General features: G+C 71.1%; 29 protein-coding genes and 1 pseudogene. 16 read left to right on the forward strand and 14 right to left on the reverse strand.

Annotation, left to right across the window (positions count from 1 at the left end; translation table 11 throughout):
- Window positions 1–73: 73 nt before the first annotated feature.
- The gene (locus tag QRY02_RS29270; protein ID WP_285986057.1) at window positions 74–814 is read left to right on the forward strand and encodes an SDR family oxidoreductase; all 741 of its coding nucleotides are present in this window, start codon (window positions 74–76) and stop codon (window positions 812–814) included.
- Window positions 815–817: 3 nt separating this feature from the next.
- Here QRY02_RS29270 and QRY02_RS29275 read toward each other — a convergent pair whose 3' ends face one another.
- Genes QRY02_RS29275 through QRY02_RS29290 form a run of 4 tightly spaced genes read right to left on the reverse strand, consistent with a single transcriptional unit; the run spans window position 818 to window position 4,117 of the window.
- Entirely contained in the window at window positions 818–1,690 is an 873-nt protein-coding gene (locus QRY02_RS29275) for an ABC transporter substrate-binding protein (protein ID WP_285986058.1), read from the reverse strand.
- On the reverse strand, window positions 1,687–2,370 hold the full coding sequence (locus QRY02_RS29280; RefSeq protein ID WP_285986059.1) for an ABC transporter permease: 684 nt from the start codon (window positions 2,368–2,370) through the stop codon (window positions 1,687–1,689). The genes QRY02_RS29275 and QRY02_RS29280 overlap by 4 nt, the downstream gene beginning before the upstream one ends.
- Window positions 2,367–3,035 carry an ABC transporter permease gene (locus QRY02_RS29285; RefSeq protein WP_285986060.1) on the reverse strand — a complete coding sequence of 223 codons (669 nt, stop codon included), beginning with the start codon at window positions 3,033–3,035 and terminating at the stop codon, window positions 2,367–2,369. The genes QRY02_RS29280 and QRY02_RS29285 overlap by 4 nt, the downstream gene beginning before the upstream one ends.
- Complete coding sequence (locus QRY02_RS29290) at window positions 3,032–4,117, reverse strand: ABC transporter ATP-binding protein (RefSeq protein ID WP_285986061.1); 1,086 nt, start codon at window positions 4,115–4,117, stop codon at window positions 3,032–3,034. The genes QRY02_RS29285 and QRY02_RS29290 overlap by 4 nt, the downstream gene beginning before the upstream one ends.
- Before the next feature lie 93 nt (window positions 4,118–4,210).
- Here QRY02_RS29290 and QRY02_RS29295 point away from each other — a divergent pair, with 93 nt between their 5' ends.
- The gene (locus tag QRY02_RS29295) at window positions 4,211–5,617 is read left to right on the forward strand and encodes a bis-aminopropyl spermidine synthase family protein (protein ID WP_285986062.1); all 1,407 of its coding nucleotides are present in this window, start codon (window positions 4,211–4,213) and stop codon (window positions 5,615–5,617) included.
- Window positions 5,618–5,670: 53 nt separating this feature from the next.
- Here the strand turns inward: QRY02_RS29295 and QRY02_RS29300 are convergent, their stop codons facing one another.
- On the reverse strand, window positions 5,671–6,852 hold the full coding sequence (locus QRY02_RS29300; RefSeq protein ID WP_285986063.1) for an NAD(P)-dependent malic enzyme: 1,182 nt from the start codon (window positions 6,850–6,852) through the stop codon (window positions 5,671–5,673).
- 359 nt (window positions 6,853–7,211) lie between these two features.
- Between QRY02_RS29300 and QRY02_RS29305 the strand changes: the two are divergent.
- From QRY02_RS29305 to QRY02_RS29320, 4 genes and pseudogenes are all read left to right on the forward strand, one after another.
- Window positions 7,212–7,816 (forward strand): annotated as a pseudogene (locus QRY02_RS29305) (dTDP-4-dehydrorhamnose 3,5-epimerase family protein).
- A 59-nt stretch (window positions 7,817–7,875) separates the two neighbouring features.
- Window positions 7,876–8,349, forward strand: coding sequence for an SRPBCC family protein (locus tag QRY02_RS29310; RefSeq protein ID WP_285986064.1), 474 nt, complete (start codon window positions 7,876–7,878; stop codon window positions 8,347–8,349).
- Window positions 8,346–8,780 (forward strand): MarR family winged helix-turn-helix transcriptional regulator, encoded by a 435-nt coding sequence (locus QRY02_RS29315; protein ID WP_285986065.1) that lies wholly within the window; start codon window positions 8,346–8,348, stop codon window positions 8,778–8,780. The genes QRY02_RS29310 and QRY02_RS29315 overlap by 4 nt, the downstream gene beginning before the upstream one ends.
- A 69-nt stretch (window positions 8,781–8,849) precedes the next feature.
- Window positions 8,850–9,509: a hypothetical protein gene (locus tag QRY02_RS29320; RefSeq protein WP_285986066.1), complete on the forward strand. Its 660-nt coding sequence runs from the start codon at window positions 8,850–8,852 to the stop codon at window positions 9,507–9,509.
- Here the strand turns inward: QRY02_RS29320 and QRY02_RS29325 are convergent.
- A complete protein-coding gene (locus tag QRY02_RS29325; protein WP_285986067.1) occupies window positions 9,506–9,979 on the reverse strand; it encodes a hotdog fold domain-containing protein in 474 nt (157 codons plus the stop codon). The genes QRY02_RS29320 and QRY02_RS29325 overlap by 4 nt on opposite strands.
- 83 nt (window positions 9,980–10,062) lie before the next feature.
- Here QRY02_RS29325 and QRY02_RS29330 point away from each other — a divergent pair, with 83 nt between their 5' ends.
- Together QRY02_RS29330 and QRY02_RS29335 are read left to right on the forward strand one after the other, a co-directional pair.
- Window positions 10,063–10,650 carry an acid phosphatase gene (locus QRY02_RS29330; RefSeq protein WP_285986068.1) on the forward strand — a complete coding sequence of 196 codons (588 nt, stop codon included), beginning with the start codon at window positions 10,063–10,065 and terminating at the stop codon, window positions 10,648–10,650.
- A 1-nt stretch (window position 10,651) separates the two neighbouring features.
- Complete coding sequence (locus QRY02_RS29335; protein WP_285986069.1) at window positions 10,652–11,134, forward strand: GNAT family N-acetyltransferase; 483 nt, start codon at window positions 10,652–10,654, stop codon at window positions 11,132–11,134.
- A gap of 143 nt (window positions 11,135–11,277) precedes the next feature.
- Here QRY02_RS29335 and QRY02_RS29340 read toward each other — a convergent pair whose 3' ends face one another.
- On the reverse strand, window positions 11,278–11,748 hold the full coding sequence (locus QRY02_RS29340; RefSeq protein WP_285986070.1) for a hypothetical protein: 471 nt from the start codon (window positions 11,746–11,748) through the stop codon (window positions 11,278–11,280).
- Between the two features lie 352 nt (window positions 11,749–12,100).
- Here QRY02_RS29340 and QRY02_RS29345 point away from each other — a divergent pair, with 352 nt between their 5' ends.
- Both QRY02_RS29345 and QRY02_RS29350 read left to right on the forward strand, forming a co-directional pair.
- Entirely contained in the window at window positions 12,101–13,027 is a 927-nt protein-coding gene (locus QRY02_RS29345; RefSeq protein WP_285986071.1) for a diacylglycerol/lipid kinase family protein, read from the forward strand.
- Window positions 13,028–13,301: 274 nt separating this feature from the next.
- Window positions 13,302–13,556, forward strand: a complete 255-nt coding sequence (locus QRY02_RS29350) for a WhiB family transcriptional regulator (RefSeq protein WP_285986072.1) — start codon at window positions 13,302–13,304, stop codon at window positions 13,554–13,556.
- Between the two features lie 356 nt (window positions 13,557–13,912).
- Here the strand turns inward: QRY02_RS29350 and QRY02_RS29355 are convergent, their stop codons facing one another.
- Window positions 13,913–15,433 carry a sensor histidine kinase gene (locus QRY02_RS29355; protein WP_285986073.1) on the reverse strand — a complete coding sequence of 507 codons (1,521 nt, stop codon included), beginning with the start codon at window positions 15,431–15,433 and terminating at the stop codon, window positions 13,913–13,915.
- A gap of 109 nt (window positions 15,434–15,542) precedes the next feature.
- Between QRY02_RS29355 and QRY02_RS48930 the strand changes: the two genes are divergently transcribed.
- A complete protein-coding gene (locus QRY02_RS48930; RefSeq protein WP_098515123.1) occupies window positions 15,543–15,617 on the forward strand; it encodes a 50S ribosomal protein bL37 in 75 nt (24 codons plus the stop codon).
- A 67-nt stretch (window positions 15,618–15,684) separates the two neighbouring features.
- Here the strand turns inward: QRY02_RS48930 and rsrA are convergent, their stop codons facing one another.
- A complete protein-coding gene (gene rsrA, locus QRY02_RS29360) occupies window positions 15,685–16,005 on the reverse strand; it encodes a mycothiol system anti-sigma-R factor (RefSeq protein ID WP_103341238.1) in 321 nt (106 codons plus the stop codon).
- Window positions 16,002–16,625 (reverse strand): sigma-70 family RNA polymerase sigma factor, encoded by a 624-nt coding sequence (locus QRY02_RS29365; RefSeq protein ID WP_013229712.1) that lies wholly within the window; start codon window positions 16,623–16,625, stop codon window positions 16,002–16,004. The genes rsrA and QRY02_RS29365 overlap by 4 nt, the downstream gene beginning before the upstream one ends.
- Before the next feature lie 192 nt (window positions 16,626–16,817).
- Here QRY02_RS29365 and ybaK point away from each other — a divergent pair, with 192 nt between their 5' ends.
- A complete protein-coding gene (gene ybaK / locus QRY02_RS29370; protein ID WP_285986074.1) occupies window positions 16,818–17,294 on the forward strand; it encodes a Cys-tRNA(Pro) deacylase in 477 nt (158 codons plus the stop codon).
- Window position 17,295: 1 nt separating this feature from the next.
- On the opposite strand, the gene QRY02_RS29375 is transcribed toward ybaK, so the two are convergent.
- Window positions 17,296–17,904, reverse strand: coding sequence for an alpha/beta hydrolase family protein (locus QRY02_RS29375; RefSeq protein ID WP_285986075.1), 609 nt, complete (start codon window positions 17,902–17,904; stop codon window positions 17,296–17,298).
- Window positions 17,901–18,659 (reverse strand): SOS response-associated peptidase, encoded by a 759-nt coding sequence (locus tag QRY02_RS29380; protein WP_285986076.1) that lies wholly within the window; start codon window positions 18,657–18,659, stop codon window positions 17,901–17,903. The genes QRY02_RS29375 and QRY02_RS29380 overlap by 4 nt, the downstream gene beginning before the upstream one ends.
- 120 nt (window positions 18,660–18,779) lie before the next feature.
- Between QRY02_RS29380 and rsgA the strand changes: the two genes are divergently transcribed.
- From rsgA to QRY02_RS29395, 3 genes are all read left to right on the forward strand, one after another.
- On the forward strand, window positions 18,780–19,802 hold the full coding sequence (gene rsgA / locus QRY02_RS29385; RefSeq protein WP_285986077.1) for a ribosome small subunit-dependent GTPase A: 1,023 nt from the start codon (window positions 18,780–18,782) through the stop codon (window positions 19,800–19,802).
- 100 nt (window positions 19,803–19,902) lie between these two features.
- Window positions 19,903–20,787, forward strand: coding sequence for an SCO4651 family lipoprotein (locus QRY02_RS29390; RefSeq protein ID WP_285986078.1), 885 nt, complete (start codon window positions 19,903–19,905; stop codon window positions 20,785–20,787).
- Between the two features lie 171 nt (window positions 20,788–20,958).
- Window positions 20,959–21,708 carry an SCO4651 family lipoprotein gene (locus QRY02_RS29395; RefSeq protein ID WP_285986079.1) on the forward strand — a complete coding sequence of 250 codons (750 nt, stop codon included), beginning with the start codon at window positions 20,959–20,961 and terminating at the stop codon, window positions 21,706–21,708.
- Window positions 21,709–21,807: 99 nt separating this feature from the next.
- Here the strand turns inward: QRY02_RS29395 and QRY02_RS29400 are convergent, their stop codons facing one another.
- The gene (locus QRY02_RS29400) at window positions 21,808–22,299 is read right to left on the reverse strand and encodes a DUF6912 family protein (protein WP_285986080.1); all 492 of its coding nucleotides are present in this window, start codon (window positions 22,297–22,299) and stop codon (window positions 21,808–21,810) included.
- On the reverse strand, window positions 22,296–23,702 hold the full coding sequence (locus tag QRY02_RS29405) for a WS/DGAT/MGAT family O-acyltransferase (RefSeq protein WP_285986081.1): 1,407 nt from the start codon (window positions 23,700–23,702) through the stop codon (window positions 22,296–22,298). Before QRY02_RS29405 ends, QRY02_RS29400 begins: the two co-directional genes overlap by 4 nt.
- A 34-nt stretch (window positions 23,703–23,736) precedes the next feature.
- Here QRY02_RS29405 and QRY02_RS29410 point away from each other — a divergent pair, with 34 nt between their 5' ends.
- Window positions 23,737–24,498 carry a TrmH family RNA methyltransferase gene (locus QRY02_RS29410; RefSeq protein WP_285986082.1) on the forward strand — a complete coding sequence of 254 codons (762 nt, stop codon included), beginning with the start codon at window positions 23,737–23,739 and terminating at the stop codon, window positions 24,496–24,498.
- Window positions 24,499–24,500: the final 2 nt, after the last annotated feature.

A 24,500-nucleotide genomic window follows, 5' to 3' on the forward strand; every position in this document is an offset into this window, starting at 1 on the left:
CCTGCTCCTCGACATAAGTGGACAAGTGTCCGGTAGGCTTAACCGGACAGTTGTCAGCTTAGCGGGAGGTGCTGTGTCGAACGGACTGGACAAGGTCGTCGCCATCACGGGTGCGAGCAGCGGGATCGGCGAGGCGACGGCCGTGGAACTGGCGAGCCGCGGGGCGGCCGTCGTGCTGGGTGCCCGGCGCACCGACCGGCTGGAAGCGCTTGCGCAAAAGATCCGAAACGACGGCGGCCGTGCGGAACTGCTGGACGTCGACGTGACCCGGCGAGCCGACCTCGAGCGGCTCGTCGCCCTCGCCGTCGATCGCTTCGGCCGTCTTGACGTCCTGGTGGCCAACGCCGGCGTCGCCCGGATCGCGCCGGTGAGCGCCCTCGACGTCGACGACTGGGACGCGATGATCGACGTCAACCTCCGCGGCGTGCTGCACGGCATCGCCGCCGCGCTGCCGGTCTTCCGCGCCCAGGGCCGCGGGCACTTCGTCACGACCGTCTCGACGTCGGGGCTGAAGATCGTCCCGACGCAAGCCGTCTACGCGGGCACCAAGAACGCCGTGCGCACACTGCTGGAAGCGCTGCGGCAGGAATCGACCGACGGCGTCCTGCGCACGACATCGATCTCGCCGGGGTTCGTGCGCACCGAACTGGTCGACCACGTCGAGGACCCCGCGCAGCGCGAGCAGGCGCAGCAGGCGATGGCGGCGCTCGGCATCGGCCCCGACGCCGTGGCGCGAGCGATCGCGTTCGCCATCGAGCAGCCGGACGACGTCGAGATCGGCGACCTCACCATCCGGCCCACCCGGCAGGGCTGAGCGCTAAGCCCGCGCCAGGAAGTCTTCCGCGATGTCCAGCGGATTGCGCTTCTCCTCCGTGAACTCGACGTTGAGCCGCGTGAGTTCCGAAGTCGTCAACGCCGCCGACACGCGGTTCAGCGCCGCCACCTCACGCGGTGACAGCGTTCCCCGCGCCACCAGCGGCACGATGTTCTGAGCCGGGAACATGTTCTTGTCGTCGACCAGGGGCACGAACCCGTTCGCCGCGATCGTCGACGACGTGCTGAACAGGTCCGCCACCTGCACGTCGCCGGACTTCAGGGCCGCCACCGTCACCGGGCCGCCCGTGTCGGTCGTGCGGATTTCCTTGAACTCGCAGCCGTACAACGACTTGATCTTGTCCTTCCAGCGGCTGCTCCACTGGCCGGGGCCGCCGAACACCAGGTCGCGGCAGCGCCGTCCCAGGTCCGAGAAGGTCTTCACGCCCGTGGACGCCAGCTGCGGGCCGACGACGAGCAGGTCCTTGTCCTCCGCCGGTGCCTGGTCCAGCACCTCGAACCCGGGCGGGATCTTCTGCCGCAACTGCGCGTAGACGTCCCGGGACGTCGTCGCGGTGGTGTCCTTGTCGAAGTAGCGCAACAGGTTGCCGCTGTAGTCCGGCACGACCGACAGCGACTTGTCCTGCAGCGCCTTGACGACGACCTCGCGGCTGCCGACCGGCGGCCGCACGGTCACGTTCGCCGCCCCCGCGTCCCGCAGCGCCCCGGCGTAGATCTGGGCCAGCAGCAGGCTTTCGCCGACGTCGGACGCTCCGATGATGATGTCCCCGGAAGCGCCGCCCTCACCGCCGCCCGCCAGGGGGTTGCCGCAGCCGGCCGCCAGCACCAAAACCACCGACAAGACCAGCCGCTTCACGCCGCGACCTTCTTCACAGCCGCCGCGAGCCGGACACCCCGGGGCACCAAAGCCCGGTTCAGCAACGAGAAGAGCAGGTCCAGCACGATGGCCAGCAACGTCGTCAGCAGCGCGCCCGCGATGACCTCGGAATAGTCCAAAATGGCCAGTCCGTCGAGCAGGAACCGGCCCAGGCCACCGAGTCCGACGTACGCCGCCACCGCGGCCGTCGCGACGAGCTGGAGCACGGCGTTGCGGATGCCGCCGAGCACCAGCGGCAGCGAGATCGGCACCTCGACCTTCCAGAGCCGCTGCCAGCCGGTCATCCCGACCCCCTCGGCGGCGTCGACCACGCCGTGGTCGGTCGCCTGCAGCCCGGCGTACGTGCCGGCCAGGATCGGCGGCACGGCCAGCACGACGAGCCCGATGATCGTCGAGGTGACGCTCTCGGTGAAGAGCAGGAACAGGAACGTGACGAGCCCCAGCGTCGGCAGTGCGCGGATGGCGTTGCCGGCGCTCACCAGCGCGACGCCGCCGCGGCCGGTGTGGCCGACGAACAGACCCAGCGGCACGGCGATGACCAGCGCGATCACCAGCGACAACGCGGTGTAGCCGAGGTGTTCCAGCAAGCGCTGCGGGATGCCGTCCGGCCCGGACCAGTGCGCTGGGTCGCCGAACCAGCGGAAGAGATCGGTGATCACGGCGCCCCCACCCGGGTCCACGGCGTCAGCAGGTTTCGCGAGCCGACCAGCACCAGGTCGACGACCAGCGCCAGCAGCAGGGTCAGCACGATGCCGACCACGATCGGCGAGAAGTACTCGCGCTGGAAGCCGTCGGTGAACAGCACGCCGAGGCCGCCGGTGCCGATCAGCGCGCCGACACTGACCAGGCTGATGTTGCTGACCGACGCGACCCGCACGCCGGCCGCCAGGACCGGCACGGACAGGGGCAGCTCGACGGAGAAGAAGCGGCGCACCGGCTTGTACCCGACGGCGGTCGCGGCGGCGACCACCGGCGCCGGGACCGCGTCGAGCGCGTCGAGCACCGGCCGGACCAGCAGCGCCGAGGTGTAGATCGTCAGCGCGACGACGACGTTGACGCTGTCCAGGATCTTCGACCCGATCAGGCCGGGGATGACGACGAACAGCGCCAGCGACGGGATCGTGTAGAGCAGGTTCGCCGCCACCATCAGCACCTGCCGCGCGGGCCGCCAGCGGTGGCCGAGCCAGCCCGCCGCGATCGCCAGTACGATCCCGATGACCAGCGGGAGCAGCGCGAGGTACACGTGGTCGCCGAGGTCACCGAGGATCTGGACACGGTTGTTGGCGCTGCTCAGGTACCGCCCGAGCTCGTCGATGAAGCTCATGACGCTTGCGGCGTCGCCTCGATGACGTCCAGCACCTGCCGCGCGACCACGGCGCCGACCACCCGGTGATCTTCGTCCACGACCACGCCGAGGCTGGCGGGCGACGACAGCGCCGCGTCGAGCGCGCCGCGGATCGGCGTGCCCCGCACCCACAGCGAACCACCGGCCACGAGGGCGTCTTCCCCGAGCGGACCGTCCACAGTGGAGTTCGGGGGCAGCCAGCCGCGGGGCTGCTTCTCGGTGTTGACCGCGAGCCGCCAGCCGTCGCTCGCGGAGACGGCGGAGCCGATTTCGACCAGCTCCAGCTCCTTGACCTCGACGCCTTCGGCGGAGAGGAACGACAGCCCGCGGTAGCCGCGGTCCCGGCCGACGAACGACGCGACGAAGTCGTCCACCGGGTGCCGCAGGACGTCGGCGGGGGTGCCGTACTGGGCGAGCTTGCCGCCGACCCGCATCACCGCGACCTTGTCGCCGAGCCGGACCGCCTCGTCGATGTCGTGCGTGACGAACACGATCGTCTTGCCCAGCTGCGACTGCAGCCGCAGCAGCTCGTTCTGCAGGTCCTCGCGCACGATCGGGTCGACCGCGGAGAACGGCTCGTCCATCAGCAGCACCGGCGAGTCCGCGGCGAGCGCGCGGGCGACGCCGACGCGCTGCTGCTGGCCGCCCGAGAGCTGGGCCGGGTAGCGCTTGCCGAGCTCGACCGGCAGGCCGATGATCTCCAGCAGCTCGGCGGCCCGCGTGCGCGCCTTCGCCTTGTCCCAGCCGGAAAGCAGGGGCACGGTGGCGATGTTGTCGAGCACCGTCCTGTGTGGAAAGAGACCGGCGTGCTGGATGACGTAGCCGATGCCGCGGCGCAGCAGCGCCGGGTCGCCCTCGGCGACGTCCTTGCCGTCCAGGAGCACCTGGCCCGCGGTCGGCTCGACCATTCGGTTGATCATCCGCAGCGACGTCGTCTTGCCGCAGCCGGACGGGCCGACGAACACGGTGATCGTGCCGTCTTCGACCGTCAGGTTCAGCTTGTCGACGGCGACCGTCCCATCCGGATACTGCTTGGTCACGTCGCGGAATTCGATGGTCACTGCCACTCCCCATGTCCCGGTCGGTTCGACCGTAGCCGAGTCCGCGGTGGTTGGCACGCTGTTCCGGCAGGTGGTTGGCTAGGCTCGGAGCCCGTGAAGGCACTCGACGACGTCCTCGCCGCGCACGGCGTCGGCGTCCGCCCGCTGTACCGCGTCCTCGACCTGCTGCGCACCGGTGACCACGACCTCGGCGAGCTGGTGCGGCTGAGCACCGCACCGCGGCGCAGTGTGGAAGCCGTCCTCACGGCCCTCGGCGACGACCTGGACCGCAGCGGCGACCGCCTGCGCATCGCCCCCGGCGTCGCGGCGTCGTACCTGCAGTACCGCGCGCCGCGCTACGCCGACCCGCTCGACGAAGCCGTCGCGGCGCACGAGCTGCTGCCGAAGATCGCCGAGTGGGTGGCCGAGGTGCCGCCGCCACTGGCCGCGCTCGACCACGTGCAGGCCACACCGGAGACCGTGCTCCGCCGCGCGCTCTGGCTGGACGCGCAGTACGACCTCGCCTCGGCACGCCTGCTGTTCCTCGGCGACCACGACCTGACGTCGCTGGCGGTGCGGGCCGTCTGCCCGTCGGCGGCGCTGACCGTCGTCGACCTCGACGAGCGCGTGCTCGCCTACCTCGACGACCGCGGCGGCCGCGAGATCCGGACCGCGCACGCGGACCTGCGCGTCGGCCTGCCACCGTCGCTCTCGAACGGCTTCGACCTGGTGTTCAGCGATCCGCCGTACACGCCCGAGGGCATGGGCCTGTTCGCGGCGCGCGGGGTGCAGGCGCTGCGTGAGCCGAGCGAGGGACGGCTGCTGCTGGCCTACGGCTACAGCCCGCGCCACCCGGCGCTGGGCGCGCAGGTGCAGCGCTCGCTGGCGACGCTCGGGCTGACGTTCGAAGCGATCCTGCCGGGCTTCCACCGCTACTTCGGGGCGCAGGCGATCGGCAGCGCGGCGGACCTGTACATCTGCCAGCCGACGGCGAAGGCCAAGAAGATGCGCAGCGGCAAGGCGATCTACACGCACGGCCCGCAGTCGGTGGAGGCGGCCGGGACCAAACCGGCACTGCTGGAGAAGCTGAAGGAGATCGCGGTCGCGGGCGGGCTTTCGCTGGAGTCGCGCCCGGTGGACTGGTCGATCTCCGGCCCCGAGGGTGACGCGGTGGCGATGGACCTCTCGGGCGACCCGGGCCCGTGGCTGCTGCGGACGCTGCTCGGCACGAATGCCCGGCGGCTGGCGTTGCTGCTGCCGAACGCCCACCCCGACCTGGCGGACCAGGCGGCCCAGGAGGCGCTCGCATCACTCGTCCGGGGGAAGTACACGCTGCGGTACCTGCGGAGCACGCCGGACAACCGCCACGCGGTGGTGGTCGCGGACGCGGTGGAGCACCAGGACGAGATCCTGACCCGCGCCCACGCCCGCCTGGCGAACGTCTCCCTCGACGTCCCCTCGGATCTCACGGACCTGCGCCTGGTCGACGTCCCCCGCCACCGGCTCGTCGAACTGCTCTGAACACGCCGAAGGCGGCCCTTCCACCCGTGGGGAAGGGCCGCCTTCGGGAACGCTCAGTCCGTGACGCCGTCGGCTTCCGCCGCCTTCGCGACCGCGGCCGCGACCTCGGGGGCCACGCGGGGGTCGAGCGGGCTCGGGACGATCCGGTCCGCGCCGAGGTCGTCCATCGCCACTGAGACGATCGCCTCGGCGGCCGCCAGCTTCATGTTCTCCGTGATCGCCCGGGCACCCGAGTCCAGCGCGCCGCGGAAGACGCCCGGGAACGCCAGGACGTTGTTGATCTGGTTCGGGAAGTCGCTCCGCCCGGTGGCCACGATCGAGGCGTACCGCGCGGCCGCGGCCGGGTGGACTTCCGGGTCCGGGTTGGACAGTGCGAACACGATGCCACCGCCCGCCATCCGGCCCAGCAGCGACTCGTCGATCGTCGCGCCCGACAGGCCGAGGAACACGTCCGCGCCTTCCAGCGCCTCCGCCAGCCCGCCGCGCAGGCCCGCCTTGTTCGTCGTCGCGGCCAGCCGCTCCTTGACCGGGTTCAGGCCGTCGCGACCGGAGTGGATGATGCCGCGGGAGTCGAGCACCGTGACGTCGCCGATGCCGGCCTCCTGGAGGATCTTCGCGCAGGCCACGCCCGCCGCGCCGGCTCCGGAGACGACCACGCGCTGGTCGGCGATCGCCCGGTCGAGGACCAGGTTGGCGCCGCGCAGCGCGGCCAGCGTCACGATCGCCGTGCCGTGCTGGTCGTCGTGCATGACCGGGCAGTCCAGCGCTTCCTTGAGCTTGTCCTCCAGCTCGAAGCACCGCGGCGCGGAGACGTCCTCCAGGTTGACGGCCCCGAACGACGGCCGGAGCCGCACCAGCGTCTCGACGATCTCGTCCACGTCGGTCGTGTCCAGCACCAGCGGGATCGAGTCGAGCCCGCCGAAGGTCTTGAAGAGCACCGACTTGCCCTCCATGACCGGCAGCGACGCGCTGGCGCCGATGTCGCCGAGGCCGAGCACCGCCGTTCCGTCGCTGACCACGACGACCAGCCGGTCCGCCCACGTGTAGCGCTTGGCCTTGGCGGCGTCCTCGGCGATCGCGAGGCTCACCTTCGCCACACCCGGGGTGTACGCGATCGAAAGGTCACGCGGGCTGGAAATCGGGCGGGTGGCCGCCACCGAGAGCTTGCCGCCCTCGTGCCCGGTGAAGATCTCTTCGTCGGTGACCGGCGCGACAGCGCCGGTGGGGTCGGTCATGGGGTTTCCTGTCGTCGTTTCCGTCATTCCCCCAGTGGGAATGACGGAACTCGCGGTTCGGACTCGGGTCACTGGAATTTCTCCTGGGCATGCGGGCTGGGACCACGGTCCGCAGGGGGAAACCGTGGGGGATCCCGGCACGGCAGCCCAGCGCGGTAGCGCCGGCCTGTCGGCGAGGCGTCACGTCGGCCATCGGTGCCGTGGGTCTGGCGATGGCCGCGGACGCGGCGGTTCGTTCATTGTGACAGGTTCCCCGCCGCCGGTGACCCCTCGGTGCGGTTGATGTCACACCGAAGCCGATTTACCCCCAATTCCCAAGACGTCCGTCCGGTTTTGTTGGCGCCCGATAAGGTGACGCCATGCAATTCCGCCGGCTGAGCGTCCCGGACGCCTACGAGTTCTCCCCCGGGCGTTCCCCGACGACCGGGGCCTGTTCGTCGCCCCCTTCCAGGAGGACGCCTTCCTCGACGCGGTCGGCCACCCGCTGCGGCTCGGCCAGTCGAACCACAGCGTGTCCCGGCGCGGCACCATCCGCGGCATCCACTTCGCCGACACCCCGCCCGGCCAGGCCAAGTACGTCTACTGCCCGCGCGGGTCGCTGCTCGACATCGTCGTCGACATCCGCGTCGGTTCGCCGACCTTCGGCCGGTGGGACGCGGTCGTGCTCGACTCGCGCGAGTTCCGCGCCATGTACCTCGCCGAAGGGCTCGGCCACGGCTTCGTCGCCCTCGAGGACGACACCGCGATGACGTACTTCTGCTCGGAGCCGTACAACCCGGCGGTCGAGCACGGCATCACCCCGCTCGACCCCGCGCTGGACCTGCCCTGGCCCGCGGACATCGAACGGATCATGTCGGACAAGGACCGCGCCGCGCCGACCCTGGCCGAAGCCCGCGAACAGGGCCTCCTCCCGATGTACGCGGACTGCGTCGCCTACTACGACAAGCTCCGCTCGGCGCACTGACCGGTCCCCGGCCGCGAGGCCGCTTGCACTTTTAGTATGCGCGCATATAGTCTGCTCGCATGACACTTTACGAGTACGAGCACAGCGAGACCTCCGCCGCCCCCGCCGCCGCGATCTGGCCGCTCTGGGCCGAGACCGGCCGCTGGCCGGAGTGGGACGCGGGCGTCCGGTCGGTGGTCCTCGACGGCCCCTTCGCCGTCGGCTCCAGCGGCACGATGACGATGGACGGCATGCCGCCGATCCCGTTCACCCTCACCGAGGTCACCGAGGGCCGGAGCTTCACCGACGAGACAGCGCTGCCGGACGCGCACCTGCGGTTCGAGCACGAGCTGACCGACATCGACGGCGGCACGCGGATCACCTACCGCGTCACGATCGACGGCCCGGAGGGCTTCGGCCCCCAGGTGACCGAAGACACCCCGGACGCCATGCGCGCGCTCGCCCGGCTCGCCGAGGCAGCGACATCCGGGGCTTCGCCCCAGGCCGGGGGCTCCGCCACCCGGAACCCCCGAAGGACAGGATCACGAGTATGAACGCCCCGGAGTCCCGCCTGCCCGGCCCCGAGCGCAGCCCCGGCTTCCTGCTGTGGCGCGTGACGCTGGCCTGGCAGCGGGCGATGCGGGCCGCACTGGCCCCGCACGACCTCACGCACGTCCAGTTCGTGCTGCTGACGACGACGTGGTGGCTCACCCGCTCGGGCGAGCCACCGACCCAGCGGCAGCTCGCCGACCAGGCCGGCACCGACACGATGATGACCAGCCAGGTCGTCCGCAAGCTCGCCGATCGCGGCCTGCTCGCGCGCGCCGACGACCCGGCCGACGCCCGCGCGAAGCGCCTGGAAGTCACCCCGGCCGGCCTCGAACTGGTCGCGAAGGCGCTGAAGGACGTCGAGGCCGCGGACGCCGAATTCTTCGCGGCCACCGACGACGGTTTCGTCGACGCGCTGGCCCGGCTCGGCCCCTGACGATTCCCGGGTCTTCCTTGGGGGCGATCCCGGATGTCGCGGCGTCGCTGCGCGAGCAGGCTCACCGCCATGAAACTTCTCGCACTGGGGGCGGCCGCGGTCGCGCTGGCCTTGACCCCGGGAACCGCGTCCGCGGACGAACTCCCGACGTTCGACTTCACCGACTGCCCGCCGCCGCCCGCGAACGCCGACCCCGGCACGTGGCGCTGCGAAGCCTTTGTCTCCCAGGGAAAGCTGACGATCGGCACCCAGGAGATCCCGCTGGGAGAGCTGCGGCTGACGTTCAGCGAAGGGCGGGTGAACGGCCAGTACGCGCAGGCGTTCGGCGCACTGCGGCACGAGCCGGTGCGCGTGCCCGGCCTGGCCGGCACGACGCTCCAGCTGCGCTACGGCGGTTATTCGGACTTCCAGGGCAATGACGCTCGCCGCGGGGAGCTCGACGTCTACGCGGTGCTGCGGCACCCGTTGCTGCGCCGGGAATGCAGCATCGGCACGGCGGCCGCGCCGCTGCACACCGTCGTCCACGACGACCCGGCGCTGCCTCCGACGGTGCTCTCCAAGAACCCGCCGACGTTCCACTTCGGCGTCGTCGACCCGGATCTCGCGCTCCCGGCGACGCAGGGCTGCGGCCCGCTCGGCCGGCTCGTCGACCGGAAGCTGGGGCTGCCGTCGCCGACTGGGCAGAACACGTTCCAACAGACCACGTACGTGCAGTACAAGCAGCTCTAACGCTTCTTCGGCGTCACCCAGACCGTGATCGCCCCGGTGACCACGGGCCGGCCGTTCGTGTCCGAAATGGTCACCGGGACTTCGAGGTCGAAACCGGCATCGCCGAATTCCGGCAGCTCGGGCAGCGCCGCCACCGCGCGCAGGCCCGTCTCCGCCTTCGCGACGTACTGGACGTTCATGCCCTTCGGCAGCCAGCGGTGGGTGGTGGGGACCGTCGCCTCGGCGAGCATGCCCATCGCGATTTCGGCGAGGTTGCAGGCCGCGATCGCGTGAAAGGTGCGGATGTGGTTGTAAACACCCCACCACTTCGGCGCGGTGACCTCGCAGTGACCCGGACGCAGCTCGCGCACCGACGGCAGCACCGTGCGGAAGTACGGCACCCGGAGGCACATCGCGGCGCTGAACAGCTGTTTCCCGCCCGGCTTCCCGGCCAGCCTGTGCCACATGGCGAACGTCGGCGTCTGGGACATGGAGGTCTCCTCGAACTAAGCTACCGTTCAGTAGCTAAGCAGACGGCCAGCCGCCGCGCAAACCGCCGGATATATTCGGGCGCGTGACCAACCGTCTCTTCCTCCTCCGGCACGGGCAGACCGAATGGTCGCTGAACGGGCGGCACACCGGCCGCACGGACATCCCGCTGACGCCGGCGGGCGAAGGCCAGGCACGTGCCGCGGGCGGCACCCTCCGCAGCCTGGTGGGCGGCCCGTCGCTGGTGCTGTCGAGCCCGCGTGCCCGGGCGCTGCGCACGGCCGCGCTGGCCGGCCTGCGCGTCGACGAAGTCACCGAGGACCTCGCCGAGTGGGACTACGGCGACTACGAAGGCGTCACCACGCCGAAGATCCGCGAAACCGTGCCGGGCTGGACGGTCTGGAGCCACCCGATCCCCGGTGGCGAAAGCGCTCCGGACGTTTCCGCCCGCGCGGATCGCGTGCTGGAGCGCGCCCGGCGTGCCTGCGAAGCCGGTGACGTGATCCTGGTGGGACACGGGCACTTCAGCCGGGTGCTGGTGGCCCGCTGGCTCGGCCTGCCCGCCACCGCCGGCGTCCACTTCGGACTGGACGCGGCCGGCATCGCGGTGCTCGGCGACGAACGCGGCGAACCCCAGATCGAACACCTCAACCTGCTGCCCGCGGAGGACTGACGTGCCCGACGACCGCATCCGCCGGATCCGCCCCGACGACGTCGAGGCGGCCGTCGGCCTGGTGTACGACCTGGCGGAGTACGAGCGCGCACCGGACGAGTGCCACCTGACGCCGGCGCAGCTGCGGGACGCGCTGTTCGGCGAGGCACCGAAGCTGTTCGGGCACGTGGCCGAAGTGGACGGCGAGATCGTCGGCTTCGCCGTCTGGTTCCTCAACTACTCGACCTGGCGCGGGGTGCACGGGATCTACCTCGAGGACCTGTACGTGCGGGCGTCCCACCGCGGTTCGGGCCTGGGCAAGGCGCTGCTGGCCGCGCTGGCGGCCGAGTGCGTCGCGAAGGGCTACGCGCGGCTCGAGTGGTCGGTACTGGACTGGAACCCGGCGACGGAGTTCTACAAGGCCCTCGGCGCGGTCCCGATGGACGAGTGGACGGTCAACCGCCTCACCGACGCCCCGCTGCAGGCCCTGGCCGCCCAGGCGTAACTCACGTGATCAGACCCGGATCTCGCGTGATCCAGCCCGGATCTCGCGTGATTGAAGCCGGATCTCGCGAGTTACGGCCCCAATCACGCCGGTTACGGCCCCCATCACGCCAGTCACGGGCCTGATCACGCCGGATTCGGGGTTCAGTCCTCTTCGGGGCCTTCGCGTTCGGCGCGGCGGCCGGCGAGGCCGCCGCGTTCGGCGGCTTCCGTCTCGGTCTCGCCTTCGCGCAGGCCCAGCGCCCAGGCCCGGGCCGGCCGGCGGAACAGCAGAGCCAGGGCCGCGATGCCCAGCAGGGCGATCGGCACGCCCCACAGCGGCTCGCCGGACGGGCCCAGCAGGTACCAGCCGAGGCCGATCACGATCAGCGCGATCACCACGCCCGGCGAGCGCGCCCACGTCTGACCGAGGACCAGCCCGGCCGACGCGGCCAGGAACGCCAGCGCCACCACGATGAACGTGCCCGACTCGACGAAGACGTTGTTGCCCGGCTGAGCCGGCGACCGCAGGCCGTTCACCAGCACGATCACCCCGAACACCAGCAGGGCGAGCGACGGTACCGCGGTGACGGCACCGGCCAGCCGGACCTCGCGGGGAGCGGGCGAGAACTTCACTGCGGCGGCCTTCCGGACGGACTGGGCGAGTGCGGGGCGCGGGGCTTTGCGGGAGCACAGGTTTGCGGGCAGCACAGTGGACTCGACCAGGGCGAGTCACCGTGCGTGAGCCAATTCGATCGTATGCCACCCGGTCGGCCGTTTTCGCGGGACCGCCCGGGCACGGAAAATTCAGAGGTCGTCGATGAGCGGGCGGTCGGCCCGGGTGCACTTGTCACGACGTGCGGACACCGCGCTGTGAAGGAGGACCGCCCGGCACAGGGTCTCGAACGTGCTGTTCCCCGGGGTTGCGCCCGTCACCATGCGGCGCCGGAAGGTTCTCGGGCCGCCGGAAGTCACTTACTCTGCGGTAATGCGCGCAATCCTCGTCGTGAACCCCCAGGCCACCTCGACCACCGCGGGTGGCCGGGACGTGCTGGCGCACGCGCTCGCCAGCCAGGTCAAGCTCGACGTGGTCGAGACGGACTACCGCGGTCACGCGATGGCCATCGCGCGCTCGGCCGCGCGGGACGGCATCGACCTGGTCGTGGCGCACGGCGGGGACGGCACGGTCAACGAGGTCGTCAACGGCCTGCTGGCCGACGCCGACGGCGATCCGAACGACATCGGGCCGGTGCCCGCCCTGGGCGTCGTCCCCGGCGGTTCGGCCAACGTGTTCGCGCGAGCCCTCGGTATCTCGGCGGATTCGTTCGAGGCCACCCACCAGCTGCTCAACGCGCTGGAGAACGACCGCTCGCGCCGGGTCGGGCTCGGCCTGGCCGACGGCCACTGGTTCACCTTCAACTCCGGCCTCGGCTGGGACGCCGACGTCGTCGGCCGGGTCGCCAAGCGCCGCGGCAAGCAGACGACGGCCGGCCTCTACCTGCGGGCCGCCGTCCGCTCCTACTTCCGGCCGCCGCTGGGCCGGCCGGCCCTCACGATCCGCATCCCGGGCGAGGAACCGGCCGAGGCGTTGACCGCTTTCGTGTCGAACACCGATCCGTGGAGCTACCTGGGCGAGCGAGCCGTCCACCTCAACCCGGGTTGCTCGTTCGAGACGGGATTGGGTTTGTTCGCGTTGAACGGTCTGGGGTTGCCCACAGTGTTCAAGCATGTACGCCAAGCTTTGACTACGAAGAGCAACCAGCGCGGCCGGCGTCTCGTGCGTCACGATGACCTGCCGATGATCCGCATAGATGCAGCTGAACCGGTAAACTTCCAGGTGGACGGCGACCTCGTCGGCCAGCGGACCCGAGTGGAATTCTTCAGCGTCCCGAACGCACTCACGGTAATCGTGTGACGACGGGACCGCTGATCGCCTGCGGATAAGTACCAGGTGCCGTTCGTCGACGGAGAAGCTCCACTCAGCGCATCAGCCTTCCCTTCCGGCGGCTGCTTCGGAGAGAAACCGCAGGTCAGAGGGGTCGCTCGGCCGGGTGACCTGACTCACCGATCTTCCGGAAACCCTTGTCGAAAGCGGTGCTTCGTGAAAGCATTCACAAGCACCCAAGAACACGACCGCCATTGACGACTGTGGCGCGGCCCTCCCGCGCCATATGAAGGAGCTCACGAACATGGACTGGCGCCACGACGCGGCCTGCCGAGACGAGGACCCCGAGCTGTTCTTCCCGGTGGGAACCAGCGGTCCGGCTCTGTCGCAGGTTACGCAGGCGAAGGCCGTGTGCCACCGCTGCCCCTCCGCTTCCGACTGCTTGGCCTGGGCTCTGGCCAGCGGCCAGGACGCGGGTGTGTGGGGCGGCATGAGCGAGGACGAGCGACGCGCGCTCAAGCGCCGCCGTACGCACATCGGCACGCGTACCAACGCCTAAGTTTCTCGAGATCCACCCAGGCCGAGCAGGAATTTCACCCGGCGGGCATTTGTCGTGCCCACGCCGTCTGGGGTGATACCTACCCGGTTTGAGCTTAACAACCGAGGCGAAACCACCTGGCGACGGGTGCGGCGAAACCTCACCGGGACATCAAGTCCTCCCACGAAGCGTTGAACGGCCCGGCACCACGCACCTGGTGCCGGGCCTTCAACGTGTCGTCCCCCCAATCACGAGTGTCGACCCTCCAATCACACGTGATGACCTCTCAATCACGCGGCCGATGGGCACACGTGTGATTGAGCAGCCAACTCGCGTGATCAGGAAGACGACGCGCGTGATTGAAGGGACGACACGAGTCAGAGCCGGCGCGAGAGCGGGATGCGGAGCGCCGCTTCCGTCCCCGTCACGCGGGTCGCCGACGTCTCCGTCCGCACCTTGCGCAGCGACAGCGAGCCCCGCAGCTCGGACTCCACCAGCGTCCGGACGATCTGCAACCCGAGCCCGTCGGACCGCTCCAGCGAGAAGCCCGCCGGCAGGCCGCGCCCGTTGTCGCGGATCACGACGTCCAGCCAGCGGGCCGAACGCTCCACGATCAGCTCGACCTTGCCCGACCGGCCCGCCGGGAACGCGTGCTCGATCGCGTTCTGCACCAGCTCGGCCAGCACCATCACCAGCGGCGTCGCGATCTCCGCGACCACCACCCCGAACGAGCCCTTCCGGGACAGCCCGACCTGCGACTCCGCCGTGGCGACCTCGCCGACCATCGGCAGCACGTTGTCGAGCAGCTTGTCGAGGTCGACGCGCTCGTCCACCGAGATGGACAGCGCCTCGTGCACCAGCGCGATCGACGTCACCCGGCGCACGGATTCCGCCAGGGCGAGCCGCGCCTCCTCCGACGACGTCCGCCGGGACTGCAGCCGCAGCAACGCCGCCACCGTCTGCAGGTTGTTCTTCACCCGGTGGTGGATCTCACGGATCGTCGCGTCCTTCGACAGCAGCGCGCGATCCCGCCGTTTCACCTCGGTGACGTCGCGGACCAGCACCAGCGCGCCCGCCGCCTGGCCGGCCGGCCGCAGCGGCAGCGCGCGGAACAGCACCACGGCGCCGCGTCGCGAGTCGGCCTCCGTGCGGCTCGACGGCTTCCCGTCGAGGGCCTCGATGATCCGGTGGGACACCTCGGTCGCGTCGAACGGGTCGCGGATCAGCGACCGCGTCAGCGGCGCCAGCCGGGTGCCGACCAGGTCGGACTCGTGCCCCATCCGGTGGTAGGCGGACAGGCCGTTCGGGCTGGCGAACACGACCGTGCCGCTCGAGTCGAGGCGGATCAGCCCGTCCCCGACCCGCGGCGACGTGTGCGTGTCGGTCGCGTTGGTCCCGTTCGGCGGGAACGTGCCGTCGACGATCATCTGGCACAGGTCGCCGGCACTGCCCAGGTACGCGATCTCCAACGGCGACGGCACGCGCGGCGCGGCCAGGTTCGTCTCGCGGCTCATCACGGCGATGACCTCGTCGTGGAACCGGACCGGGATCGCCTCGCGCCGCATCGGCAGGTCGCGGTACCAGTGCGGGTCCTCCTCGCGGCAGATCCGCACCTCGCGCATGGCCTTCGCCAGCTGCGGGTGCTCCTGGACCGTGAACCGCGTGCCGACGACGTCCTCGGGGTGCGCCGTGGGCGCCGTCGTCGGCCGCGCGTGCGCGACGCAGACGAAGTCGCCGCCGTCGGGCTGCAGCTCCTCGGTCACCGGGACCCAGAGCAGGAAGTCGGCGAAGGACAGGTCGGCCAGCAGCTGCCACTCGGCGACGACGGTCTGCAGGTGGTCCGCCGCCTCTCCGGGGAGGCCGGTGTTGTCGGCGAGCAGTTCGGCGAGCGTGGACACGCACCCCATCCAACCAGAGGGTGCCGTCATGACACACTTGAGCAGTTGACCCCAGCCCGGCAGGCGCCAGCGCCGCGGCCGTGGCCACTTTTGACGACGAGGAGTGAACATGTCGAAGCGCGCCCGCAAGCGTCGCGACCGGAAGAAGAACGGCGCGAACCACGGCAAGAAGCCCAACGCCTGATTCCCGGCGTCGGCATGACGAAGGCCCCCACACACCAGCGTGGGGGCCTTCGTCGTGCTCAGGCGCGCTACTCGGAGCGCTGCTCGAGGGTGATCTCGGTGCGTTCCACGGTGACGCCGCCGCGCGTGGCGACGGTCTGGCGGATCGACGCCCGCAGCCGGCTCTTCAGCTCGGCCGGGGCGTGGTCGCCGCCGCACTTGCGGGCCAGCAGCTGCTTGATGTGCTCGTCGATGCCGTATTCCTCGAGGCACGGCGGGCAGTCCTCGATGTGCGAGCGCAACGCGGCGTCACGCTCGGGGCTGCACTCCCGGTCGAGCAGCAGGTAGATGTCGGCGAGCGCCTCTTCGCAGCGGACCTTGTCGGACGCGCCCTCGCACATGTCGTTCATCGCCCGGCCACCTCTTCCTGGGCACCCCGGATGAAGCCGCGCTCCCGCGCCACGTCGGCGAGCAGGTCGCGCAGCTGGGCACGGCCGCGGTGCAGACGGGACATCACGGTGCCGATGGGCGTGTCCATGATCTCGGCGATCTCCTTGTACGCGAAGCCCTCGACATCGGCCAGGTAAACGGCCAGCCGGAACTCTTCGGGCAGCTTCTGCAGGGCGGCCTTGACGTCGGTGTCGGGCAGGTTGTCCATCGCCTCGACCTCCGCCGACCGCAGCCCGCTGGAGGTGTGGTTCTCCGCCTTGGCGATCTGCCAGTCGGTGATCTCCTCGGTGGGCGCCTGCACCGGCTGCCGCTGCCGCTTGCGGTAGCCGTTGATGTAGGTGTTGGTCAGGATGCGGTACATCCAGGCCTTGAGGTTCGTCCCCGCCTTGAAGGAGGCGAAGGCCGCGTACGCCTTGAGGTAGGTCTCCTGGACCAGGTCCTCGGCATCGGCGGGGTTGCGGGTCATCCGCATCGCGGCCGAGTACAGCTGGTCGAGCAGCGGCATCGCGTCGCGCTCGAAGCGCTCGGCGCGCTCGGCCTCGGTCGCTTCTTCCGGCGCTGAGTTCTGCGTGCTCGGCAAACCGTTCCCTTCCCGCTCGGCGTCGATGCGCGTGCGCGCATACGGCGGACCCGAGTTTACGCGGGGACCGGGCACGCCGCGGTTCGCCGGTGCCTGGGAACTGCGGCGGCTGCGTGAGCGTGTGGTGGCGAGCGTTGTTGTCACGTCCGGTACAACCGGCCGGGGCGATCGGGCATTCCCTAGACTTCCGCCATGGCTGGCAAGGGCACCCCGGCGACGGCGTTGCTGGTGAAGCAAAAGGTGGCGCACACGCTGCACGCCTACGACCACGACCCGCGGGCGGAGTCCTACGGGCTGGAGGCGGTGGAAGCGCTGGGCCTGGACCGCGCCCGCGTGTTCAAGACGCTGGTCGCGGAGGTGGACGGCCGGCTCGTGGTGGGCGTGGTCCCGGTCACGGGCCAGCTGGATTTGAAGGCGCTGGCGGCCGCGGCGGGCGGCAAGAAGGCGAAGATGGCCGACCCGGCAGCGGCCCAGCGGGCGACCGGGTACGTGCTGGGCGGCATCTCGCCCCTGGGCCACCGAAGCCGGCTGCCGGTGGTGATCGACTCTTCGGCGGAGAAGTTCGAGACGGTGTTCTGTTCGGCCGGTCGCCGCGGGCTGGAGGTGGAGCTGGCGCCGGGTGAGCTGATCCGGCTGACCGGCGCCGTGGTGGCGCCGATCGCGGCCTGAGTCAGGCCAGCGGCCGCAGCACCCGCGACAGCCACTCGGTCGCCGCGCGCGAGAGCGCCTCCAGGTCCTTGCCCAGGTTGTGGTCGCCGTCGACCAGGACCAGCTCCTGGTGCGGCCCCGGCTTCGGGCGCCCGAAGGGGTCGCGCTCGCCCTGGATCACCAAGGTGGGGACCTCGACCGCGTCGAACTCCGGCTGGCGCGTCTTCTCCGGCCGGCCCGGCGGGTGTTCCGGGAACGCCAGGCACAGCACCGCCACCGCCTGCCCGGCCGACGCCGTCCGGCAGGCCACCCGCGCACCCGAAGACCGGCCGCCGAACACGAACGGCAGGCCGTCGAAGCGCTCCGACAGCTCGTCCGCCACCGTCAGCCACGCCGTGTCCAGCTGGTTCGCCGGGGCCGGCGCGCGGCGGCCCGCCACCCGGTAGGGCTGCTCGACCAGCGCCACGTGCACGCCGGCCGCCTGGGCCGCGCGCGTCACCGCCACCAGGTCCTTCGCGTCGAGCCCGCCGCCCGCGCCGTGGCCGAGCATGAGCACCGCCACGCCCTCCTCGGCGCAGTGCAGGTACACCCGCGCCGGGCCGTAGGCGGTCTCGATCGGGATGGCCGTCATGACTGCGGCGCGTCGAACAGGGCGCCCTCTTGCGCCGGATCGACCCGCTCCAGCAGCTCGGGGCCGTTGTTGCGGACGTTGTTGACCTTGCTCGAGATCGGCCGCAGCTCCAGCGACGCCACGATCTCCTCGGGCGTCGGCACCAGCAGGTCGGTGACGTCTTCGCGGTCCGGGTCCAGCCAACCGTCCCAGTGCGAGCGAGGCACGATCAGCGGCATCCGGTGGTGCACGTCGGTGAGCTGGCCGGCCGCGTCGGTCGTGATGATCGAGAAGGTGATCAGCGGCGCCGCCTTGTCGTCGTCCTTCGGCCGCCAGCTCTCCCAGATCCCGCCGAACGCGATCGACGAATCGTCGGGCGCCGTCATGTAGAACGGCTCCTTCTCCTTGCCCGTGCGGCGCCACTCGTACCAGCCGTCGGCGGGCACCAGGCAGCGGCGCGACACCAGCGCGCGGCGGAAGGCCGGCTTCTCGGCGGCCGTCTCGGCGCGCGTGTTGATCATCCGCGAGCCGACCGACGGGTCCTTGGCCCAGAACGGCACCAGGCCCCACTTCATCATCCGCAGCGAGCGCTCGGCGGGCTCGTCCTCGAGGACCTGGCCGTCTTCGTCACGCGGGTGCCGCTGCACGACCGTGACCACGTTCTTCGTCGGTGCCACGTTGTGGTCGGCGCGCGCGTGGCCTTCGGTGAGGTCGATCGCGTCGAACTCCTCGATCAGCTTCGCCGGGTCTTTCGTGGCGGCGTAGCGGCCGCACATGGCCAACCTCCTCGTGCCTTCCCCAACAGTCCGGGACGTCATCGTTACACGCAGGCCAGGGCCGTGGCGAGCGGCGTGGGATCATTCGGGTGGGCACCGGCACACGAGAGGACGACGGGTTTGGCGCGCAACGACTGGAGCAAGCTGGACGAGTCCGACGTCCGGGTGCGTCCAGGCAAGGGCACCCGGCCCCGCAGCAAGCGCCGTCCCGAGCACGCCGACGCCGTCACGGCCATGGTCATCGGCAAGGACCGCGGCCGCTGGACCTGCGCGATCGACGCCGATCCCGCCCGGGTGATCACGGCCATGCGCGCCCGCGAGATGGGCCGGACCCCGGTGGTCGTCGGCGACCGGGTCGGCATCGTCGGGGACGTCTCCGGCAAGCCGGACACCCTCGCGCGGATCGTCCGCGTCGACGAGCGCACCAGTTCGCTCCTGCGCACGGCCGACGACACCGACCCGTACGAGCGGCTGGTCGTCGCGAACGCCGAGCGCCTGCTGATCGTCACCGCGCTGGCCGACCCGCCGCCGCGCACCGGCTTCATCGACCGCTGCCTCGTCGCCTGCTACGCGGGCGGTGTGGAGCCGGTCCTCTGCCTGACGAAGGCCGACCTGGCCAGCCCGGACGAGCTGCTGGCGGGCTACGCGGGTCTCGACATCCCGGTGATCGTCAGCCGGTACGACGAACAGCCCGAAGGCCTCGACGAGCTGCTGAAAGAGCGCCTGACGGCCCTGGTCGGCCACTCCGGTGTCGGCAAGTCGACATTGGTCAACCGCCTGGTGCCGGACGCCGACCTGGCCGTCGGCGTGGTGAGCGGAGTCGGCAAGGGGCGGCACACGTCCGTCGCCGCGGTGGCCCTGCCGCTGCCGGACGGCGGCTGGGTGATCGACACGCCCGGCGTGCGGTCGTTCGGGCTGGCCCACGTCACCGCCGACCACATCGTCGACGCCTTCGAGGAGTTCGCCGAGGCCGCCGAGGAGTGCCCGTCGGGCTGCGGGCACCTGGGCGCGCCCGAGGACCCGGATTGCGCGCTCGACGACGTCGTCACCGAAGGGAAGGCGAGCCCGGAGCGGCTCGCGTCGCTGCGGCGCCTGCTGGCGTCACGCGGCGGCCACGATATGACTCGCCCCACGGAGGCCTGAGGCAACCGGAACCGGTCGCCGATCGTCATCGTCACATCGGTAACCAATCACCCGGTCAGGCGATATGCCGAGCGGAAGATCCAACTCCGAGGGGAACTCAATGCGCAAGACCACCCTGGTCGCCGCGGGCGCCGCGCTGGTGCTCACGCTGACCGCGTGCAGTGGTAACTCCGCCACCGGCACCGCCGAGCCGGCGGCCGCGGGCGGGCAGAGCCAGTCCGCCGGCCTCGCCTCGCCGTTCACCGACGCGGTCCAGCTGGCGTCGGCGTCCAAGCAGAACACCGTGAAGTCGAAGTCGGCCAAGTTCACCATGGAGGGCTCGGCCGCCGGCCAGACGCTGAGCGCCACCGGCGCGATGGCCATGGACGAGACCGACACCCGGTTCTCGATGACGAGCACCGCGGCCGGTCAGACCACCGAGATGCGCCTGGTCGACAAGGTCATGTACATCAAGCTGCCCGCCGAAGAGCAGAAGCAGCTGGGTACGGACAAGGGGTGGGCCAAGATCTCGGCCGACGGCAACGACCCGTTCTCGCAGGCCCTGGGCGGCGCGCTGTCGCAGTCGGCGGAGCAGAGCGACCCGAGCAAGATGCTCGACCAGATCTCCAAGGCGGGCCGGATCATCTCGTCCGACCAGACCGAGCTGAACGGCGAGAAGGTCAACCACTACAAGGTGGAGCTCGACGTCGCCAAGGCCGTCGACCAGTTCACCGGCCAGGTTCCGGCCGCGACGCGCGACAAGCTCACCGACATGCTCAAGGGCAAGGACATCAAGCTGCCGGCCGAGCTGTGGCTGAACAAGGACAACCTGCCGGTGCAGGTGACCATGGACCAGGGCCCGATGATGCAGGCGCTGGGCGCGCCGGCCGGCGACGCGAAGTTCACGATGAAGTACAGCGACTGGGGCACCCAGGTCGACGTGAAGGCACCGCCCGCCGACCAGGTCGTCGACCTCGGCGAGCTGATGAAGAAGGCCGGTCGCTGACCGGACGACGCTGAGTACTGATCCGCCAAAAGCAGGCCGGCTCGCGCGCGGCACGTGACCGCGGCGGCAAAGTCACCCGGCCGTGGCTGTGGCCGGATCAGTACCTACCGGCACAGTAGCGGCGGCTCCCCCGAACGAGATCGGGGGAGCCGCTGTGATTTTGTTGGCACCATGCGCAAAGCCGCCGTGGTGCTGCTGTTCGCCCTGCTCGCCGGTGCGTGCTCCGACCCGCCGCGCCGTCCGGCGTTCGAGGAGGCGCGAGCGCTGGCCGACGCCGCGACGACGGCCACGACGAGCGGTGGCTCGGCGAAGTTCGCCACGGACGTCGCGGTCGGCTCGGTCCGGTCGAAGGGCCAGGGCCAGGCGCGGTTCGGCGCCGGCGGGACGGCCCAGGTGATGACGACGGACTTCCTCGGCGAGCCGGTGGAGCTGCGGCTGGTGGCCGGGAAGCTGTACGCGAAGGTGCCGGAAGGCGCCCGCGACGAGGTCGGCACCGGCAAGCCGTGGGTGCTGGTCGCGGCGGACGGCACGGACCCGTTTTCGCAGGTCCTCGGAGCGAGCCTGACGCAGCTGGCCGCGCAGAACGACCCGGCGCACACGCTCGGCGAGATCCGCACGGCGGGCACGATCGTCGCGGCCGAACGCACGGACCTGGGCGGGGTGGCGGCGGAGCACTACCGCGTCGACCTGGACCTGGCACGCCTGGGCACCGACCTGCCGGCGGGGCTGCCCGCGGACGCGGCGGGCCGGGTGGGCGGCAAGTTCCCGGTGGAGCTGTGGCTCGACGAGACGCACCGGCCGCTGCAGATCGTGCTGGACCTTTCGCCGATCCTGCAGGGCGAGGCCCGCATCACGACCCGGTACACGGACTGGGGCGCTCCGGTCGATGTGCAGCCGCCGCCGGAGGGCGAGGTGGGGTAGTCAAGGGGGCGTCCCCAAGTCCAGGCTACCGGCCACCCCGGGCAAAACCCCAGCTCAAGGTCGGTTGTCCACAGAATTCCCCCACTGTGGACAACCCGCTCAGAGCAGCTCCAGCAGGAACGGCAGCTCCTGCGGCGCGTACCAGGCCAGCTCGTGGTCCTCCGCGTCGCCCAACGTGAACTCCGCGTCCGGATCGCCCAGGTCCGCCGCGTCGATCACCGCCGCCGCCGCGGCTACCGCCTCGGCCGCTTCGGGGGTGTCCACGTGGATCGCCGCCACTGCCGACAGCGGGATCGGGCCGCCGATGCGCACCACCGGTGCGTCGAGGTCGGGCCGCAGCGTCACCCCGGCCACGTCCGCCGACACCACCACCCGGCGTGGCTCGCCCTTCTCCTCCGCCGCGATCAGGCGCAACGACGCCCGGGCCGCGTCCAGCAGGGCCGCGTACTCCAGCTCTTCGTCCGAACCGCTGACGTACGCCTCGCGCAACGCCGGCGTCAGCGCGAACGCCGTTCCGCTGCGGGCGCGGAACTCCCCCGATGTCTCGAGGTCGCGAAGCATCGCGATGGTCGCAGGCAGATAAACCCTCACCAGTGCGCACCCTTCAGCTCTTCCAAGGACTCTTCGATCATCCCGGCGACCAGGTCGACGTCGAACGCGGCCTTGCGGTCACCGTTCAGTCCGAAGTAGACGCCGCCGTGGTAGGACGTCACCCCGATCGCCAGCGCCTGGGTGCGCATCAGCGGCATCACCGGGAACATCTCGACCAGTCTGGCCTCTCCCGCGTACATCGGCACCTGGGGACCCGGCGAGTTGGTCACCATGACGTTGAAGATGCGCCCGGACAGCGACCCCGCCGCTCGCGCGCCGAGCGAATGGAGCGTAGCCGGGGCGAAGCCGCCCACCTTGAGCAGCCCGCGGGCGGCGACCGAACGGCCCGAATCGAGGTGCTCGGCCATCGCGTGCCCGACGTGCTGCAGCCGCAGGACCGGGTTCGGCTCGCCGACCGGCAGGTCCACCAGGTACGCCGCCACCTGGTTGCCGATCAGCCCCGGCGTCGCGTACTCGGGCGTCTCGGCGTCGCGGACCGCCAGCGGTACCAGCGCGCGGATCGTCGTGTTCGGCGTCAGCTGGACCTCGCGCGAAAGCAGCCATTCGCGCAGCGCCCCCGTGATGGCCGCGAGGACGACGTCGTTGACCGTGCCGCCGTGGGCCGCGCGGATCTTGCGGAAGTCCTCCAGCCGCGTGCGGACCACGGCGAACACGCGACCACCGGACACCCGGACGTTCAGCGGCCCCGGCGGCGCCGGGCTCACCAGGGTGCGCAGCGTCGACGCCACCCCGCCGACGGTCTCGGCGAACTTGCCCGCCGTCGCGAACGCGTCGTTCGCCGCCGACCGGACGTTCTCCACCACCTCGCCCGGCCGCTGGACGCCCTCGCTGATCGCGTCCAGCACCAGCTGGGCGCGGCTCGGCTCGCGGCGCGGCGTCCAGATGTCCTCGAACGGCTCCGGCTCGGCCGGCGCCGGGTCGAGGATGAGCTGGCCGAGGTCGATCGTGCCGACACCGTCCACAACGGACTGGTGGGTCTTCGTCACCAGCGCCACCCGGTCGCCGGCCAGCCCCTCGATGAAGTACGCCTCCCAGAGCGGCCGCTCCGGCGCCAGCCGCCGCGACATCAGGCGGGCGACCAGGTCGAACAGCTGCTCGTCGCTGCCCGGCTGGGGCAGCGCCGAGCGCCGGACGTGGTAGTTCAGGTCGAAGTCGACGTCGTCCACCCACACCGGCCGCGCCAGGTGGCCCGGCACCTCGAGCACGCGCTGCCGGTACCGCGGCAGGTAGGCGAGCCGGCCCCCGATGAGGTCGACCAGCTGCGGGTAGCCGAACCCGGAGCGCGGCCGTTCGAAGATCGCCACGCCGCCGACGTGCATCGGGGTCGCGTGGTCCTCGACGTACAGGAACGAGGCGTCCAGCGCGGAAAGGCGGTCGGGCATGGGGCGATCCTTTCATGATGCGAGACTGCGGGGTGTGGGTGATGAGTCGACAATCTCGCCGAAGGACCGCTTCCTGACCGTGTACGGCCGCAAGCCGGTGCTCGAGGCACTGGCGGACGACGGCCTGCGCGTGGACAAGGTGATCCTCGCCGACACCGCCCGGGGCCCCGGCGCGGCGGAGATCCAGCGCGCGGCGAAGGCGGCCGGGGTGCCGGTGCAGCGCGCCAGCGCCCACCGGGTCAAGGTGCTCGCCGGAAACGGCAAGCAGGACCAAGGGGTGCTCGCCGACGTCCTCGCCCCGCGGATGCGAGCACTTTCCGCGGCGTTGGCCGACCGGCGCCCGCCGTCGCGGGTGCTGCTGCTGGACGGCATCACCACGCCCGCGAACGTCGGCATGATCCTGCGGACGGCGACCGCGGCCGGCCTGGCCGGGGTGATCGTGCCCCGGCGCGGCGTCGCGGCGCTGGACCCGCTGGTGGTCAAAGCGTCGGCCGGCGTGGCGTTCCGCGCGCCGGTGCTGCGCTGCGGCTCGGCGCGCGAGGCCGCGGAGATGCTGGCCGAAGCCGGCTACGGGCTCTACGCGCTGGGCGCGTCGGCTCGCACGACGGTGTTCGACGTGGACCTGCCGCAGCGCGCGGCGTTCGTCCTCGGCGGCGAGACGGCCGGGGTCGGCCCGGAGGTCGGCGAGCTCGTCACGGAATGGCTGTCGATCCCGATGCCGGGCGACGTCGAGTCGCTGAACGTCTCGGCCGCCGCCGCGGTGCTGTCGTTCGAGCTGGTCCGCCGCGCGCGCTGACC

The sequence above is a fragment of the Amycolatopsis sp. DG1A-15b genome (genome assembly GCF_030285645.1).
In the GTDB taxonomy this organism is placed as follows: domain Bacteria; phylum Actinomycetota; class Actinomycetes; order Mycobacteriales; family Pseudonocardiaceae; genus Amycolatopsis.

Excerpts from the sequence above, each read along its gene's own strand:
- QRY02_RS29300 (WP_285986063.1), bottom strand. The coding sequence starts at position 6,852 with ATGACCGACCCCACCGGCGCTGTCGCGCCGGTCACCGACGAAGAGATC.
- QRY02_RS29310 (WP_285986064.1), top strand. The coding sequence starts at position 7,876 with ATGACACTTTACGAGTACGAGCACAGCGAGACCTCCGCCGCCCCCGCC.
- QRY02_RS29285 (WP_285986060.1), bottom strand. The coding sequence starts at position 3,035 with ATGAGCTTCATCGACGAGCTCGGGCGGTACCTGAGCAGCGCCAACAAC.
- QRY02_RS29350 (WP_285986072.1), top strand. The coding sequence starts at position 13,302 with ATGGACTGGCGCCACGACGCGGCCTGCCGAGACGAGGACCCCGAGCTG.
- QRY02_RS29405 (WP_285986081.1), bottom strand. The coding sequence starts at position 23,702 with ATGCCCGACCGCCTTTCCGCGCTGGACGCCTCGTTCCTGTACGTCGAG.
- QRY02_RS29315 (WP_285986065.1), top strand. The coding sequence starts at position 8,346 with ATGAACGCCCCGGAGTCCCGCCTGCCCGGCCCCGAGCGCAGCCCCGGC.
- QRY02_RS29395 (WP_285986079.1), top strand. The coding sequence starts at position 20,959 with ATGCGCAAAGCCGCCGTGGTGCTGCTGTTCGCCCTGCTCGCCGGTGCG.
- QRY02_RS29375 (WP_285986075.1), bottom strand. The coding sequence starts at position 17,904 with ATGACGGCCATCCCGATCGAGACCGCCTACGGCCCGGCGCGGGTGTAC.
- ybaK (WP_285986074.1), top strand. The coding sequence starts at position 16,818 with ATGGCTGGCAAGGGCACCCCGGCGACGGCGTTGCTGGTGAAGCAAAAG.
- QRY02_RS29380 (WP_285986076.1), bottom strand. The coding sequence starts at position 18,659 with ATGTGCGGCCGCTACGCCGCCACGAAAGACCCGGCGAAGCTGATCGAG.
- QRY02_RS29320 (WP_285986066.1), top strand. The coding sequence starts at position 8,850 with ATGAAACTTCTCGCACTGGGGGCGGCCGCGGTCGCGCTGGCCTTGACC.
- QRY02_RS29390 (WP_285986078.1), top strand. The coding sequence starts at position 19,903 with ATGCGCAAGACCACCCTGGTCGCCGCGGGCGCCGCGCTGGTGCTCACG.
- QRY02_RS29325 (WP_285986067.1), bottom strand. The coding sequence starts at position 9,979 with ATGTCCCAGACGCCGACGTTCGCCATGTGGCACAGGCTGGCCGGGAAG.
- rsrA (WP_103341238.1), bottom strand. The coding sequence starts at position 16,005 with ATGAACGACATGTGCGAGGGCGCGTCCGACAAGGTCCGCTGCGAAGAG.
- QRY02_RS29345 (WP_285986071.1), top strand. The coding sequence starts at position 12,101 with ATGCGCGCAATCCTCGTCGTGAACCCCCAGGCCACCTCGACCACCGCG.